The organism is Micromonospora sp. NPDC049139 (assembly GCF_055586845.1).
The window spans coordinates 176,505-193,168 of sequence record NZ_JBVJHK010000008.1; the positions used below are offsets into that span (position 1 = coordinate 176,505).

At 75.4% G+C, this 16,664-nt stretch carries 6 protein-coding genes; 5 read left to right on the top strand and 1 reads right to left on the bottom strand.

The features are described 5' to 3' along the window. Positions 1–37 precede the first annotated feature (37 nt). Both ACZ6Q9_RS16670 and ACZ6Q9_RS16675 read left to right on the top strand, forming a co-directional pair. Positions 38–382 carry a phosphopantetheine-binding protein gene (locus ACZ6Q9_RS16670; RefSeq protein WP_393267839.1) on the top strand — a complete coding sequence of 115 codons (345 nt, stop codon included), beginning with the start codon at positions 38–40 and terminating at the stop codon, positions 380–382. Continuing rightward, entirely contained in the window at positions 375–12,272 is an 11,898-nt protein-coding gene (locus tag ACZ6Q9_RS16675) for an amino acid adenylation domain-containing protein (RefSeq protein ID WP_396829310.1), read from the top strand. Before ACZ6Q9_RS16670 ends, ACZ6Q9_RS16675 begins: the two co-directional genes overlap by 8 nt. Before the next feature lie 37 nt (positions 12,273–12,309). On the opposite strand, the gene ACZ6Q9_RS16680 is transcribed toward ACZ6Q9_RS16675, so the two are convergent. Further along, positions 12,310–13,047 carry a hypothetical protein gene (locus ACZ6Q9_RS16680; protein ID WP_396829311.1) on the bottom strand — a complete coding sequence of 246 codons (738 nt, stop codon included), beginning with the start codon at positions 13,045–13,047 and terminating at the stop codon, positions 12,310–12,312. A gap of 387 nt (positions 13,048–13,434) precedes the next feature. Between ACZ6Q9_RS16680 and ACZ6Q9_RS16685 the strand changes: the two genes are divergently transcribed. The 3 genes from ACZ6Q9_RS16685 (at position 13,435) to ACZ6Q9_RS16695 (ending at position 16,656) form a co-directional block, all read left to right on the top strand. Beyond that, a complete protein-coding gene (locus ACZ6Q9_RS16685; RefSeq protein WP_396829312.1) occupies positions 13,435–13,998 on the top strand; it encodes a DinB family protein in 564 nt (187 codons plus the stop codon). Positions 13,999–14,177: 179 nt separating this feature from the next. Further along, positions 14,178–14,561, top strand: coding sequence for a transposase family protein (locus ACZ6Q9_RS16690; protein WP_393267849.1), 384 nt, complete (start codon positions 14,178–14,180; stop codon positions 14,559–14,561). A 277-nt stretch (positions 14,562–14,838) separates the two neighbouring features. Further along, positions 14,839–16,656: an acyl-CoA dehydrogenase gene (locus ACZ6Q9_RS16695; RefSeq protein ID WP_396829313.1), complete on the top strand. Its 1,818-nt coding sequence runs from the start codon at positions 14,839–14,841 to the stop codon at positions 16,654–16,656. Positions 16,657–16,664 lie beyond the last annotated feature (8 nt).

Here is a 16,664-nt window from a genome sequence, read left to right on the forward strand (position 1 = left end):
CGATGACGACGGACGGACGACGTGACCGGGGGACGCGATGACGACGGACGGGACGCGTGACGGGGGCAGCCCGGTCGCGGAGGTCGTGGCGGACGCCTGGCGCGCGGCGCTGCGGGCCGACCACGTGACGGCGGAGGACAACTTCTTCGTGCTCGGTGGCGACTCCCTGGTGGCTGCCCGGATGGCAGCCCGGCTGCGCGCCGCCCTCGACGTGCGGGTGCCGCTGGCCGCCGTCTTCGAGCATCCCACGCTGGGCGAGTTCACCGCCGCGCTGCGCGCCGAGCACGGTCCCGCCGTGGACGAGGCCGCCGCGCTCTACCTCAGCGTGCTGGCCTGCTCGGACGCCGAGGCCGAGACGATGCTCGGGCGTCTCGATGACTGATGTGCTCTCGCCGCGCCAGGCCGCGCTGCTCGCCGCCCTGCGCGCCCGGCGCGCCGCTACCGCCGACGGGGACGCGGTCGTCCCCGGCGCGGACGCGATCATCCCCGGCGGGGGGGCCGCCGGCCGCGTCGCCTCCGCCGGGCAGCGGCAGATGTGGTACCTGGCGCAGGCCGACCCGGGCGACCCGGCGTACCTGGCGCCGGTGGCGTGGCGGCTGCGCGGCCCGCTGGACCTGCCCGCCCTGAGCGCGGCGCTGGACGCGGTGGTCGCCCGGCACGAGCCGCTGCGCACCACGCTGACCGCCGAGGGCGACCAGGTGGTGCCGGTGGTCGCCGAGCCGCCGACCGGACTGCTGGCCGTGCTGGACCTGACCGGGCTGGCCGCGTCCGCGCGGGAGGACGAGCTGGCCGCCCGCCTCGCCGCCGAGGCGGCCACCCCGATCGACCTGGGCGGCGGCCCGGTGCTGCGGGCCCGCCTGCTGCGCCTCGCCGACACCGACCACGTGCTGGTGCTGACCGCGCACCACGCGGCGGTGGACGAGTGGTCGCTGCGGATCGTCGCCGACGAACTCTCCGAGGCGTACGCCGCCCGGCTCGCCGGCCGGTCCGCCGAGCTGCCGGCGCTGCCCGTCACGTACGGCGACTACGCGCGGTGGCAGCGGCGGTGGCTGGCCGGGCCGGAGGCGGAGGCGCAGCGGTGCTGGTGGCGGGAGCGGCTCGCGGGCGCGCCGCCGGTGCTGGAGCTGCCCACCACCGGCCCCCGGCCCGCCGCGCCGTCGCAGGCCGGCGCCACCGCCGCGTTCCCGCTGGGCGTCCCGCCCGAGGCGCTGCGGGCGCTGTGCCTGCGGCTCAACGTCACGCCGTACCTGCTGCTGCTCGCCGCGTTCCAGGTGCTGCTGGCCCGGTGGACCGGCCGGTACGACGTGCCTGTCGGCACCCCGGTGGCCAACCGCGGCCGCACGGAGACGGAGCCGCTGGTCGGCCTGTTCGTCAACACCGTGGTGATCCGGACCGACCTGACCGACGACCCGACCTTCGCCACCTGCGTCGCCCGGGTCCGGGCCGAGGTGCTGGCCGCCCGGGAGCGGCAGGAGCTGCCCTTCGGAAGCGTGGTCGAGGCGGTGTGCCCGGCCCGGCACGCCGGGCGCAGCCCGCTGTTCCAGGTGATGTTCGTGCACGCCGACGCGCCCGCGCCGCTGCGGCTGCCCGGGATCGACGCGACCTGCGTCGAGGTGCCGACCCACACCGCGAAGTTCGACCTGACCGTGGCCGTACGCCCCGGCGCGGACGGGCTCGACGCCGTGGTCGAGTACCGCACCGACCTGTTCGACGCGGCGACCGTGGCGCGGCTCGCCGGACACTTCCGGACCCTGCTGGCCGACCTGCTCGCCGACCCCGACGTCCGGATCCGCGACGCCCGGCTGCTCGCCGCCGAGGAACGCCGACGGATGCTGGTGGACTGGAACGACACCGCCACCGCCGCGCCGCCGGACGACCGCGTCCACGCGCTGGTCGGCCGGTGGGCCCGGGAACTGCCGGACGCCCCGGCAGTCGCCGACGACGCGCGCACCCTGAGCTACGGGGAACTCGACGCCCGCGCCGACGCGCTGGCCGCGACGCTGCGCGCCGAGGGGATCGGCGCGGGCGACCTCGTCGGCGTCCTGCTGGAGCGGTCCGCCGCGCTGCCGGTGGCGCTCCTCGCGGCGCTCAAGGCCGGGGCCGCGTACGTGCCGCTGGACCCGACCCACCCGCCGGCCCGGCTCGGGCACCTCCTGGCCGACACCGGCGCGCCGGTGGTGCTGACCTCCGCGCCGCTGCGGCACCGGCTCCCCGCGGGGGAGGCCCGGCCGGTCGAGGTCGGCCTCGACGCGGCGCCGCCGACCGGGACGGCCCCGGTGTCCGCGCGGACCGGCCCGGACGACCTCGCCTACGTCATGCACACCTCCGGCTCGACGGGCCGCCCGAAGGGCGTGATGGTGACCCATCGGGGCGTGGTGAACTACCTGCGCTGGGCGGGCGCCGCGTACCGGCTGGGCCCGGGCGACGAGGTGCCGGTGCACTCCTCGATCGGCTTCGACCTGACGGTGACCAGCCTGCTGGTGCCGCTGGCCGCCGGCGCGACCGTCCGGCTGCTCCCCGACGACCTCGGGCCGGCGGGGCTCGGCGAGGCGCTGCGCGCACGGCGCACGCCGTACGGGCTGGTCAAGATCACCCCCGCCCAGTTGGAGATCGTCAACCGGCAGGTCGGGGCGACCGGGGCGGCGGGCCGGACCCGGGCGTTCGTCATCGGCGGGGAGAACCTGCGCGCCGACCAGGTGGCGCTGTGGCGGGACCACGCCGCCGGCACCCGGCTCGTCAACGAGTACGGCCCGACCGAGACCGTCGTCGGCTGCGCGGTGCACGAGGTCGGCCCCGACACCGCGCGGGCCGGCTCCGTGCCGATCGGCCGGCCGATCGCCAACACCACCCTGTACGTGCTGGACGACCGGCTCGACCCGGTCCCCGTCGGCGTCACCGGCGAGTTGTACGTCGGCGGCGTTGGCGTGGCCCGCGGCTACCTGAACCGGCCCGGGCTGACCGCCGACCGGTTCCTGCCCGACCCGTTCGCCGCCGAGGGCGGGCGGCGGCTCTACCGCACCGGCGACCTGGCCCGGTGGCGCGCCGACGGCGTCCTGGAGTTCCTGGGCCGCGCCGACGGGCAGGTCAAGCTGCGCGGCCACCGCATCGAGCCCGGCGAGGTGGAGGCGGCGCTGCGCCGGCTCCGGCCGGACAGCGACGTCGCCGTCGTGCTGCGCCGCGACGACCCCGACGACCCGCGGCTGGTCGCCTACCTGACCGGCGACCCGGATCCGGCCGCGCTGCGCGCCGGGCTGCGGGCGGAGCTGCCCGGACACCTGGTGCCGGCCGCGTTCGTCGGCGTCGACGCGCTGCCGCTGACCGGCAACGGCAAGCTCGACCCGGCCGCCCTCCCGCCGCCCCCGGGCGGCAGGCCGGAGCCGGCCGGGCCGGGGGCCGCGCCGGTGGCGCCGCCGGTCGGCGACGTCGCCGCGGCCGAGCGGCTCGTCGCCGAGCTGTGGCGGGAGGTGCTCGGCGTCGACCGGGTCGGCACCCGGGACAACTTCTTCGACCTGGGCGGGCACTCGCTGCGGCTGCTGGCCGTGCACCGGCTGCTGGTCGAGCGGCTCGGTCCGGTGCTCACCGTGACCGACCTGTTCCGCCACACCACCGTCGCCGCGCTGGCCGGGTTCCTCGCCGGCGTCGCCGCGCCGCCGGCTGTTTCGGCGCCGCGTGCGGCCCCGGCCGCCACGCGTACGGGGGTGCCCGGGGACGCGATCGCGGTGGTCGGGATGGCTCTCCGGTTCCCCGGCGCCCGCACCCCCGAGGAGTTCTGGCGGCTGGTCCGCGACGGCGTGGAGGCCGTCCGGGAGTTCCGCACCGAGGAACTGCTCGCCGACGGGGCCGACCCGACGCTGATCGGCGACCCGGCGTACGTGCGGCGGGGCACCGAGCTGCCCGACGTGGACCGCTTCGACGCCGAGTTCTTCGGCTTCACGCCGCGCGAGGCACAGGTGCTCGACCCGCAGCACCGGCTGCTGCTGGAGTGCGCCTGGGAGGCCCTCGAACGCGCCGGCCACGACCCGGAGGCGTACGCGGGGCAGATCGGGCTCTTCGCCGGCTCCGGCCGGGCCGACTACCTGTCGGAGCACCTGCGCGACGCGCCCGAGGAGATCCGGGCGCTCGGGGAGTACCAGCTCGCGCTGAGCAACGACAAGGACTTCCTGGCGACCCGGGCGTCGTACAAGCTGAACCTGACCGGGCCGAGCGTCAGCGTCGGCACCGCCTGCTCCACCTCCCTGGTCGCGGTGCACCTGGCCCGGCAGAGCCTGCTCGCCGGCGAGTGCGACCTGGCGCTGGCCGGCGGGGTGAGCGTCTTTCCCGCCCAGCGGCAGGGATACCTGCATCACGACGGCGGGATCTTCTCCCCGGACGGGCACTGCCGCCCGTTCGACGCCGACGCCCGCGGCACCATCGCCTCCAGCGGGGTCGGCATCGTGGTGCTGCGCCGGCTTGCCGACGCCCTCGCCGACGGCGACCTGGTGCACGCGGTGATCCGCGGCTCGGCGGTGAACAACGACGGCGCCCGCCGGGCCGGCTACTCGGCCCCCGGCGTCGCCGGCCAGGCCGAGGTGGTCAGCCGAGCCCTCACCGTGGCCGGGGTGGACCCCCGCACGGTCGGCTACGTCGAGGCGCACGGCACCGGCACCAGCCTCGGCGACCCGATCGAGGTCGCCGCGCTCACCGAGGCGTTCCGCCGCGGCACCGCCGACACCGGGTTCTGCGCGCTCGGCTCGGTCAAGGCCGCCATCGGGCACACCGACGCCGCGGCCGGGGTGGCCGGCCTGATCAAGACCGTGCTGGCGCTGCGGCACCGCACCCTGCCGCCGGTGGTCAACCTGCGCCGGCCCAACCCCGCCATCGACTTCGCCGCCAGCCCGTTCCACCTGCCGACCCGGGCCCGGCCGTGGCCGGGCGACTCCGGGCCGCGCCGGGCCGGGGTGAGTTCCTTCGGGATGGGCGGCACGAACGCCCACGTCGTGCTGGAGGAAGCCCCGCCGGCCGCCGCCGCGCCGCCGGCCGTCGCGCCGCCCGCCGGTCCGCACCTGCTGGTGCTCTCCGCGCGTACGCCCGCCGCGCTGGACCGGGCCACCGACGCGCTGCGCGCGCACCTCGACGCGTACCCCGCGCTGCCGCTGGCGGACGTGGCCGCGGGCCTGGGCCGGCGGCGGCAGATGGCGCACCGGCGGGCCGTCGTCTGCGCCGACCGGGCCGACGCCCTCGACGCGCTCGGCGACCCGGCGCGGCTGCTCACCGCCGCGACCGACGGCGACGCCGGCCTGGCCTTCGTCTTCCCGGGCCACGGCGCGCAGCACGTCGGCATGGGCGCCGGCCTGTACCGGGCCGAGCCCGGCTACCGGGCGGTCGTGGACCACTGCGCGGAACTGCTGCGCGAGCCGCTCGGGGTGGACCTGCGGGCGGTGCTCGACCCCGCGCCCGCCGACCGGGCCGAGGCGGAGCGCCTGCTCGCCGAGCCCCGGATCAACCAGCCGGCGCTCTTCGTCACCGAGTACGCGCTGGCCCGGCTGCTGGTCGAGCGGGGCCTGCGCCCCGAGGCGGTGGCCGGGCACAGCCTCGGCGAGTACGTCGCCGCGTGCCTGGCCGGCGTGTTCGTCCTCGCGGACGCGCTGCGGCTGGTGTGCGCCCGCAGCCGCCTCGCCCAGGGCACCGAGCCGGGCGCGATGCTCGCCGTCGCCCTGCCGGAGTCCGAGGTCGGCGCGCTGCTCGGCGACGACCTGGCGCTCGCCGCGGTCAACGCGCCCGGCCTGTGCGTGGTGTCCGGCCGGCCCGACACCGTCGCCGCCCTGCGCCGGCGGCTCGACCGCGACGGGGTCGAGACCCGCCCGCTGCACGCCGACCGGGCCTTCCACTCCGCGCTGCTCGACCCGGTGCTCGACGACTTCCGCACCGAGGCGCGGCAGGTCGGTTATGCCGAGCCGACGACGACGTTCCTGTCGAACGTCACCGGCGCCGCCGTGGGGCCCGGGGAGGTCACCGACCCGGAGTACTGGGTGCGGCACCTGCGCGGCACGGTCCGCTTCGCCGACTGCGCCGCGCTGCTGGCCGAGCGGGGCCTGGTCGTCGCCGAGGTCGGCCCCGGGCACACCCTCGGCGGGCTGCTGCGCCAGGGCGGCGCGCGGCCCGAGCGCGTGGTGCAGGTCATGCGCCACGTCCGCGCCGACGCCGACGACCACCGCGTGGCGCTCGACGCCGTGGGCCGGCTCTGGCTCGCCGGCGTACGCGTCGACTGGTCCGCCTTCCACCCCGGGCCGCACCGCCGGGTGGAACTGCCCACCTACCCGTTCGAGCGGCAGCGGCACTGGGTCGACCGCGGCGTCCCCGCCCCGCGCCCTGCCCCGCCGCCCGGCGCGGAACCCGCCGTGCCGCCGTCCGGGGCGGATCCCGTCGTGCGACCCGGGGCGGAGCCCGCGTCGTCGTCCGGCTCGGCGGCTGCGTCCCCTGGGGACGGCGGCGGCGTCCCGTCCGGCGTGGACTCGCCGGAGCGGGGCAACCGGCCGGCACTGACCACCGCCTACCTCGCCCCCCGCACCGCCGCGGAGCGGGCGGTGGCGGAGATCTGGTCCGAGCTGCTCGGCGTCGCGCCGGTCGGCGCGCACGACGACTTCTTCGCCCTCGGCGGCCACTCGTTGCTCGCCACCCAGGTCGTCGCCCGGGTGCGCGCCCGGCTCGGGGTGGCGCTGCCGATCGAGGCGGTGTTCGCCCGGCCCACCGTCGCCGGGGTCGCCGCCGCCCTGCCGGCCGCGCCGGAGCCGGCGGTGCCGCCGATCCCGCGCGCCATCGACCCCGGGCCCGCCCCGGTCTCCTCCGGGCAGCGCCGGCTGTGGTTCCTGGAGCAGGTGCACGACCAGGTCGCGTACGCGGTGCTCACCGCCCTGCGGCTGCACGGCGACCTGCGGGTCGACGTGCTCGCCGCCGCGCTGACCGAGGTGGTGCGTCGGCACGAGGTGCTGCGCACCGTGGTCCGGCCGGGCCCCGACGGCGGGGACCCGGTGCAGGTGGTGCTGCCCGCCGCACCGGTCGACCTGCCGGTGGTCGACCTGGCCGCCGAGGGCGCCGACGACGCGGACCTCGCCGAGCGGGAGCGCGTGGCGCTGGTCGCCGAGGCCCGCCGGCCGTACGACCTGGAACGGGGGCCGCTGTTCCGGCCCGTCCTGTTCCGCTCCGGGCCGGGCCGGCACGTGCTCTGCCTCGCGATGCACCACATCGTCTCCGACGGCTGGTCGCTCGGGGTGATCCGGGCCGACCTGGGCGCCCTCTACGACGCCCTCGCCGCCGACCTGCCCTCACCCCTGCCCGACCTGCCGGTCCAGTACGCCGACTACGCCCGCTGGCAGCGGGACCGGGCCGCCGCGGACTCCGCCGACCTGGCGTACTGGACCGAGCGGCTGGCCGGCGCGACGGGCGCCCTGGAACTGCCCACCGACCGGCCCCGGCCGCCGGTGCAGACCTTCGACGGGGCGGTGGCCCGGCTGACCCTGCCGCCGGCGCTGACCGAGCGGGTACGCGACCTTGGCCAGCGGCACGGCGCCACCCTCTACATGACGGTGCTCGCCGCCGTGCAGGCGCTGCTGTTCCGCTACACCGGGCAGCGCGACATCTGCGTCGGCTCCCCGGTCGCCGGCCGGGTCCGCGCCGAGCTGGAGCCGATGGTCGGCTTCTTCCTCAACAGCATCGTGCTGCGCACCACCCTGGACGGCGACTGGAGCGTCGCCCGGCTGCTCGACGAGACCCGCCGCACCGCCCTGGCCGCGTACGACCACCAGGAGACGCCCTTCGAGCGGGTCGTCAACGCCCTCGACGTGCCCCGGGACCTCAGCCGCAACGCCCTGTTCCAGGTGATGGTGAACCTGCTCAACCTGCCCGAGCAGGACCTGGCGATGACGGGCCTGCGGGTGGAGCAGCTCACCGTCGAACCCGGCACCGCCCAGGTCGACCTCGCCCTGTACGCGTACGACCGGCCGGACGGGCTGCTCTGCTGCCTGGAGTACAACACCGCGCTGTTCGACCCGGGCACCGCCGAGCGGATGCTGGCCCACCTGGAGACGCTGCTGACCGCGTTCGTGGCGGACCCGGACGGCCGGCTCGCCGACGTGGAGATCCTGACCCCCGCCGAGCGGCACCGGCAACTAAGCGAGTGGAACGCCACGGCCGCGCCGGTCCCGGCGGTCGGGCTGGCCCGGCTGGTCGAGGAGCAGGTGGCCCGCACCCCGGACCGCCCCGCGGTCACCTTCGCGGGCCGCACTCTCAGCTACGCCGAGCTGAACGTGCGCGCCAACCGGCTGGCCCGCCGGCTGCGCCGGGTCGGCGTCGGACCGGACGTGACGGTCGCCGTGTCGATGGAACGCTCCGCCGACCTGCTGGTGGCGCTGCTCGGCGTGCTCAAGTCCGGTGGCGCGTACGTCCCGCTGGACCCGTCGTACCCGCTGGACCGGCAGCGCTGGGTGCTGGACCACAGCCGCGCGGCGGTGCTGGTCACCGAGCCGGGGCTGGCCGACCGGTTCGCGGACTTCGCCGGCCCGGTGCTGCGCGTCGACGACCCGTCCCTGGCCGTCGAGTGCGCCGCCGACCCCGCTCCGGTCACCACGCCCGCGCACCTGGCGTACGTGCTCTACACCTCCGGCTCCACCGGCCGGCCCAAGGGCGTGCGGGTCAGCCACGCCTCGGTGGTCAACCTGCTCACCGCGATGCGGCACGCGCCGGGCCTGACCGCCGACGACACCCTGGTCGCGCTGACCACCTTCGCCTTCGACATCTCCGTGCTGGAGCTGTTCCTGCCGCTGGTGGTCGGCGCCCGGGTGGTGGTCGCCGGCCGGGACGTCGGCTACGACGCCGCCGGGCTGGCCGCGCTGCTGCGCGCCGAGGGGGCCACCGTCGTGCAGGCCACCCCGGCCACCTGGCGGCTGCTGATCGCCTCCGGCTGGACCGGGATGCCGGGGCTGAGGGCGCTCTGCGGCGGCGAGGCGCTGCCCCCGCCGCTGGCCCGCGACCTGGCCGCCCGGGTCGGCGAGCTGTGGAACATGTACGGGCCGACGGAGGCCACCATCTGGGCTACCACGGCCCGGATCGCGCCGGACGCGCCCGAGGTCACCATCGGCCGGCCGATCGCCAACCTGCGGGCGTACGTGCTCGACGAGGCGCTGCGGCCGGTGCCCGTCGGGGTGGTCGGGGAGCTCTGGCTCGGCGGCGCCGGGGTGGCCCGCGACTACCTCGACCAGCCGGGCCTGACCGCCGACCGGTTCCGCCCCGACCCGTACGCCGACCGGCCGGGCGCCCGGCTCTACCGCACCGGCGACCTCGCCCGGTGGCGTCCCGACGGCACGATCGAGTGCCTCGGCCGCAACGACTCCCAGGTGAAGGTGCGCGGCCACCGCATCGAGCTGGGCGAGATCGAGGCGGCGCTGCAACGGCACCCGGCGGTGCGGGAGTCGGCCGTCGTGGTGCGTGACATCGACGGCGAGCCGGCCCTGGTCGCGTACCTCGCGCCGCGCCCCGAGCCGCCGGACGAGGGGGCCGGCCGGTGGCGGGCGTTCCTGCGCGACTGGCTGCCCGACTACATGGTCCCGACGACGTACGTGCCGCTCGACGCCCTGCCGCTGACCGACAACGGCAAGGTCGACCGCCGGGCCCTGCCGGCGCCCGAGCGCGGCGGGCCGCGCGGTGACGTCGGCGCGGCGCCGGCCACCCCGCTGCAGGCCGCCCTCGCCGAGCGCTGGGCGCAGGTGCTCGGCTACGACCGGGTCGGCATCGACGACGACTTCTTCGACCTCGGCGGGGACTCGTTCACGGCGATCCGGGCGCTCAGCGGCATCGAGCCGCCGATCAGCGTGCTGGACCTGTTCCGCCACCCGACGATCCGCGGCCTGACCGGGCACGCCGATGCCGCGGCGGGCGAGCCCGGCCGGCTGCTGCACGAGCTGACCCCGCCCCGGACGGCCGCGCCGGCGGTGACGGTGCTCTGCGTACCGTTCGCCGGGGCCGGCGCGGTGACCTACCAGTCCCTGGCCGCCGCGATGCCCGCGCACGTCGCGCTCTACGCGCTGCAACGCCCCGGGCACGACCTCAACCGCCCCGACGAGCCGGCCCTGGGCATGGCCGAGCTGGTCGAGCGGTGCGTGGCCGAGGTGACCGCCGGCATCTCCGGGCCGGTGCTGGTCTACGGCCACTGCATGGGCGGCGCCACCGCCGTCGAGCTGGGCCGGCGGCTGGAGGCGGCCGGAGTCGACGTGCGCCGGGTGGTCGTCGGCGGGCACTTCCCGGCACCCCGGCTGCCGGGCCGGTTCGCCCGCTGGTTCCGCCGCGCCTTCCCGATGGAGCGCTGGACCTCGAAGCGGCACGCGCTGGACTTCCTGCGGGCCATGGGCTTCTTCACCGACGTGCTCGACGAACGGGAGAAGGACTTCCTGATGGGGATCTTCCTGGCCGACACCCGGGTCGGCGAGGACTACTACACCGACGTCTACGCCCAGGGGCTGCCCCGGCGGCTGGCCGCCCCGATCGTCTGCGTGGTGGGCACCGGCGACCGCGCCACCGAGCTGTACGAGGAGCGCTACCTGGAGTGGGCGTACTTCTCCGACTCGGTCTGCCTGCGCACCATCGAGGGCGCGGGCCACTACTTCCAGAAGCACCAGGCCACGGAGCTGGCCGACATCATCCTGGCCGACCCGGCGGAGGCGGCAGTCGTCGCCGAGCCGGCCGACGCCGAGCCGGCCATTGTCGGGCCGGCCGTCGGGGAGGGGGTCTCCGGCGAGGTGGCGGCCCCGGCCGAGCCGTCCCGGGCGACGGGCGGTGCGCCGCCGCCCCGAACGGCTGGCCCGGTGGCCGGGACCGGGTCGTCCGCCGCGCCGCCCGGCCGGCGCGTGCCCCGGACGGGCGCCCCCGCGCCGGTTCCGCCGGCCCGCTCCGGGCTGACCACGTTCTTCCTGGTCGCGTTCGGGCAGCTCGTGTCGCTGGTCGGCACGGGGCTGACCGGGTTCGCCCTGTCGCTGTGGGTCTACCAGCGCACCGGCTCGATCTCCTGGTTCGCGCTGGCGTCGGTGCTGGCGCTGCTGCCGGCGGTGGTCCTCTCACCGATCGCCGGCGCGCTGGCCGACCGCTGGGACCGCCGGCTGATCATGGTCTGCGCCGACTCCTTCGCCGCCTGCGGCACGGTGGTCCTGGCGGTGCTGCTCTGGACCGGCCGGGCGCAGCTCTGGCACGTCTTCGCCGTGCTCACGGCCAGCGCGCTGGCCACCGCGTTCCAGCAACCGGCGTACCTCGCGGCGGTGACCCAGCTCGTGCCCAAGCGGTACTACGGCCGGGCCAACGGCCTCATCTCGCTGGGCACCGCGACCAGCACCGTGCTCGCCCCGCTGGTCGGCGGCGCGCTCGTGGTCGCGATCGGCCTTCGCGGCATCGTCCTGATCGACCTGGTCAGCTTCGCCGTCGCGGTCGGCATCACCCTCGCCGTACGCTTCCCCGACACCCTGTTCAAGCGGCGTGAGGAGTCGTTCGGACAGGAGGTCCTCGGGGGCTGGCGGTTCATCGCCCGCCGGCACGGCCTGCTCGCGATGATCGTGCTGACCGCGCTGCTCAACTACTTCTTCGCCGTCGTCGAGGTGCTGGCCACCCCGCTGACCCTCTCCTTCGGCGACCCCTCCGTGCTCGGCGTGGTGCTCGCCGCCAGCGGCGCCGGGCTGCTGCTGGGCAGCATCCTGATGGGCGTGTGGGGCGGCACGGCGCGGCGGACCACCGGCATCCTGACCGGCGTGGTGCTGCTCGGTGTCGCGATGCTGATGGTCGGGCTGCGTCCGGACCCGGTCTTCCCGGCGGTGGGCCTGTTCGGGCTGGGGCTCGCCTCGGCGCTGGTCAACACGCACTGGCTGGCCATCGTGCAGGCCAAGGTGGGGCTGGAGCTGCAGGGCCGGGTGCTCGCCACCACGCTGATGCTCTCCTGGCTGATGGTGCCCGCCGGGTTCCTCACCGCCGCCCCGCTCGCCGAGGGGGTCTTCGAGCCGCTGATGGCTACCGGCGACGGCATCGCCCGGTCGCTCGGCGCGGTGATCGGGCACGGACCCGGCCGGGGGATCGCGCTCACCGCCGTCGTCGCCGGGCTGTGCACCCTGGCGCTCGCCGCCGCCGGGTGGGCGTACCGGCCGATCCGGCGGCTGGAGGACGAACTGCCGGACGCCGACCCGGGCACGGTGATCGTCAGCGACAAGGACCGCATCCAGGAACTCGCCGACCGGCGGCTGGCCGAGCTGACCGGCGCCCGCTGACTGGTGAGGAGATGACGGTGCGCGGCGGTGGGCTCGCTCACCGGCCGGTCACCGCGCGGCCGAATCGTTCGGCGACGTCCTGGATCAGCAGGTTCGACGGGGTGCGGAAGTCGTCGAAGCGACCGTCGATCGACCGGTCGAGCAGCGGCTTGTGCCGCTCGGACGGTACGCCCGCCAAGCCGAGGAACCAGCCGAGCACCTGCCGGCAGTGCCACTCCCAGGGGCCGTCGGCACAGGTCCGGTCGACCACGACGGTGACCAGGTGCGCCACCGCCCGTTCCCAGGCGGACGGGTCGGCGCGGTCGGCGGCGATCAGCGGCAGGAACCGGTCGAAGCGCTCGGCCAGCTCCTCCAGCCACCCCCGCCACTCGACCAGCGCCTCGGTGACCACGCCGAGCGTCTGCTCGGGGTCACCCATGCTGTCGGCGGGGCAGCACCAGGCGTGGACGGGGCCGCCGCCGAAGTCCGCCTCGCCGACACCCCACCGCCAGCCCGACGCCCAGTGCCCGTAGTGGCCGACGATCGCGAAGCTCATCTCGTCGGCCCACCGCATGCCCTGCCGCTGCCCCCATTCGTGCACCTCGGGTCGGCCCGACCGGCCGGGTGGCCGGGTGGGGACAGCGGCGGCCGGCGGCAGCGACCGGACGACGGCGGGGGCGGAGACCGGATCGAACTGCTGCCGGGACGGGGCCACCTCCGCCCAGGTCAGGTGCCAGGGCACGATCTTCGGGTCATAGCTGGGGAGGTAGGGCTCGGCGTCTGGCGCGTCGGGCAACGAGGCGTCCTCCGGTGGCTCACGGTCTGATCCGCCCACCCTAGTGTCCAGCCGCGGTGCCGCCGTCAATGAGTCTTCGCCTCTTCGAACATGCAGGCAGGAGGCTCTGGCGTGGCGGTCGCTCGGGATACCCACGCTGATCACGGGCGGGAGTCTGCGGTCTTGATCATCCGTCATGTCATCGGTCGCGGCTGTTACATTTGGGTCATTGAACCCAACCCAGCCAGCCGGGTTGTTAATGTCAAACAGCCGCTCGCGGCGGCACGGCCCGAAGGGCGCATCAGCCCCCAGCGTCATCTCCCGGTGCGGTACGCGCTCGCGGCCCACGGCCGGCGACGGCGTCCGCGAGGGTCGCAGCCAGGTCTCCGTTGTCTGTAGTGTGCGGAAATGGCAAGAAGCGAGCGGCTCGCGGAGCAGCTGGACCGGCACTGGCGCAAGAACCTGCGGCCGCGGCTGGACGGTCTTACCGATGAGGAGTACCTCTGGGAGCCGGTGCGCGGTTGCTGGAGCATCCGCCCACGTGGCACGTCGGCCGCACCGATGTCGGCAGGTTCGGGGGAGTGGACGGTGGACTCCGCGTCTCCTGACCCGGTGCCGGCGCCGGTGACCACGATTGCCTGGCGGCTGGCACACGTCATCGTCTCGTGCCTGGGCTATCGGGTCGGATGGCACTTCGGCGGCCAGGACGTCGACTTCCAGACATTCGCCTACGCGGGGACCGCTGACGAGGCGCTAAAACAGCTCGATGAGATGTATGGGAGATGGAACGCGGGGGTCCGCGAACTCTCGGACGCTGAACTGGAGAATCCGCCCACGGTGGGTCCCGAGCGGTTTCCCATGAAGGGCATCGTCCTGCACGTCAACAGGGAGCTGATCCATCACGGCGCCGAGATTTCCCTGCTGCGCGACCTCTACCGCTGGCAGGACGGAGCCGTACCGCGCCGAATATGACTTTTCGGTAACCGGTGTTCGAGCTTCGGAAACTTGCGTGGACTCCGTGACGCTCCGTGGCTGCTGCCGCCGAGAGGCCTCACGATCCTTAACCGCCGTTTTGCGCAGGTAGAAGGCCCTGGCATGAGCATCCCGGGCGAGCGCCATGCCAGGGCCTTCTACCTGCATCGCCCTGACCGATGTCAAGGGGCGGCTGTTGTGGACCTCTCACTGCCCGGCCCGCCCGCGGCTCGGAGATCACCGCGTGCCGTCACGACGACCTGGTCGGCCGGCTGCGCGAGGCGGGTCTCGCGGCGATCGCCGACATCGGCTTCGTCGGCCTGGACGACGAAGCGGGCGACCCGGCGGTCATCACCGGCTACAAGAAGCCGAAGGGCAAGAAGCGCCCGTCCGCGAAAAAGCTGGTCAACCAGCTGATCGCGGCGGAACGGGCGGTGTGTGAGCACGCCTTCGCGCACCTGAAGAACTGGCGGGTGCTGACCAAGCTCCGCCTCGACGTGAAGTGGGCCACCCGGCTGGTGCGGGCGCTGATGATCCTCACCCAGCACGAGATCGCCCGCTGACCGACGATCTTCACGCCAGACAGACCCCGACGACCAGCACGAGCACGACGTCACCCGTCCACGCCACCCCCGTGACCTGCACGTTCAGGATGAACACAACTCAATGCCCGCCCTCATCTGGCGGCGCCCGCCCGGATCCGCGAGAGGTGCCGGGCTGGTACGACGCGCACGGCGCCGGGTGGTGCGCCGGCCGGCCGGATCGGTCAGGATGACCTGGGCGAGGGCACCGCCGGGCCGAGCCGCGGCCGGCGGCGCGACCGCCGCCGGAAGGAGACCTGTGTCGTCCACTCTGCTCTCCCGTCGCGACCTGCGGTTCCTGCTGCACGACTGGCTGGAGGTGACCCGGCTGACCGAGCGGCCCCGCTACGCGGAGCACTCCCGGGAGACCTTCGACGCCGTGCTGGACCTCGCCGAGCGGGTGGCCACCGAGCGGTTCGCCCCGCACAACCGGGCCGCCGACCTCACCGAGCCCACCTTCGACGGTCGGCGGGTGCACATCATCCCGCAGGTCAAGCAGGCCCTCGACGTCTTCGCCGAGACCGGCCTGCTGGCCGCCGGCATGGACGCCTCGATCGGCGGGATGCAGTTGCCGCACGTCGTGCAGGCCGCCTGCTTCGCCTGGTTCCAGGCCGCCAACATCGGCACCTCGGCCTACCCGTTCCTGACCCTCGGCAACGCCAACCTGCTGCTGGCGCACGGCAGCGCGGAGCAGATCGACACCTGGGTCCGGCCGATGGTGCAGGGCCGCTTCTTCGGCACCATGTGCCTGTCCGAGCCGCAGGCCGGCAGCTCGCTGGCCGACATCACCACCCGGGCGGAGCCGCAGGACGACGGGACGTACCGGCTGCACGGCACCAAGATGTGGATCTCCGGCGGCGACCACGAACTGTCGGAGAACATCGTCCACCTGGTGCTCGCCCGGATCCCCGGCGGCCCGCCCGGAGTGAAGGGCATCTCGCTGTTCATCGTCCCGAAGGTGCTGCTCGACGCCGACGGCGCCCCCGACGCGCGCAACGACGTGGTGCTGGTCGGCCTCAACCACAAGATGGGCTACCGGGGCACCACCAACACGGTGCTGAACTTCGGCGGGGGCGTGCACCGGCCGGGCGGGCGCCCCGGCGCGGTCGGCTACCTGGTCGGCGAGCCGCACCAGGGCCTGCCGCAGATGTTCCACCTGATGAACGAGGCCCGGATCGGGGTGGGCGCGGGCGCCACCGCCCTCGGCTACACCGGCTACCTGAAGTCGCTCACGTACGCCCGCCAGCGGCCGCAGGGCCGCCCGGCCGCCGACAAGGACCCCACCGCGCCGCAGGTGCCGATCGTCGCCCACCCCGACGTGCGGCGGATGCTGCTGGCGCAGAAGAGCTACGTGGAGGGCGCGCTGGCGCTCGTCCTCTACTGCGGACGGCTGCTCGACGAGGAGAAGACCGCGCCGGAGGCGGCGGACCGGGAACGCGCGCGCCTGCTGCTGGACGTGCTCACCCCGATCGCGAAGAGCTGGCCGTCGCAGTGGTGCCTGGCCGCCAACGACCTGGCCATCCAGGTGCACGGGGGCTACGGCTACACCCGCGACTACGACGTCGAGCAGCACTGGCGCGACAACCGGCTCAACCCGATCCACGAGGGCACCCACGGCATCCAGGCGCTGGACCTGCTGGGCCGCAAGGTGACCATGCGCGGCGGGGACGGGCTCGCACTGCTGGTCGAGACGGTCCGCGCCACGGTCACCCGGGCGTGGAAGGCCGAGGGCGAGGCCGCCGAGCTGGCCGGCCCGCTCGGCGCGGCCCTGGACCGGATCACCCTGGTCACCCGGCGGCTGTGGAGCACCGGCGACCCGGCGGCGGCGCTGGCCAACGCGAGCGTCTACCTGGAGGCGGTCGGCCACGTGGTGATCGCCTGGATGTGGCTGGAGCAGTTGCTCGTCGTCGAGGCGGCCGGCGGCCCGGGCGACGGGCCGGACGCCGACCTGCACGCCGGTAAGCGGCAGGCCGCCCGGTACTTCTTCCGCTACGAGCTGCCCCGCACCGGGCCTCAGTTCGACCTGCTGGAGAGCCTCGACCGGACCACGCTGGAGATGCGCGACGACTGGTTCTGACCGCCCCG

Bases quoted from the DNA above. Each gene is read 5' to 3' on its own strand.
- ACZ6Q9_RS16670 (WP_393267839.1), top strand. From the start codon at position 38: ATGACGACGGACGGGACGCGTGACGGGGGCAGCCCGGTCGCGGAGGTC.
- ACZ6Q9_RS16675 (WP_396829310.1), top strand. From the start codon at position 375: ATGACTGATGTGCTCTCGCCGCGCCAGGCCGCGCTGCTCGCCGCCCTG.
- ACZ6Q9_RS16685 (WP_396829312.1), top strand. From the start codon at position 13,435: ATGGCAAGAAGCGAGCGGCTCGCGGAGCAGCTGGACCGGCACTGGCGC.
- ACZ6Q9_RS16690 (WP_393267849.1), top strand. From the start codon at position 14,178: ATGTCAAGGGGCGGCTGTTGTGGACCTCTCACTGCCCGGCCCGCCCGC.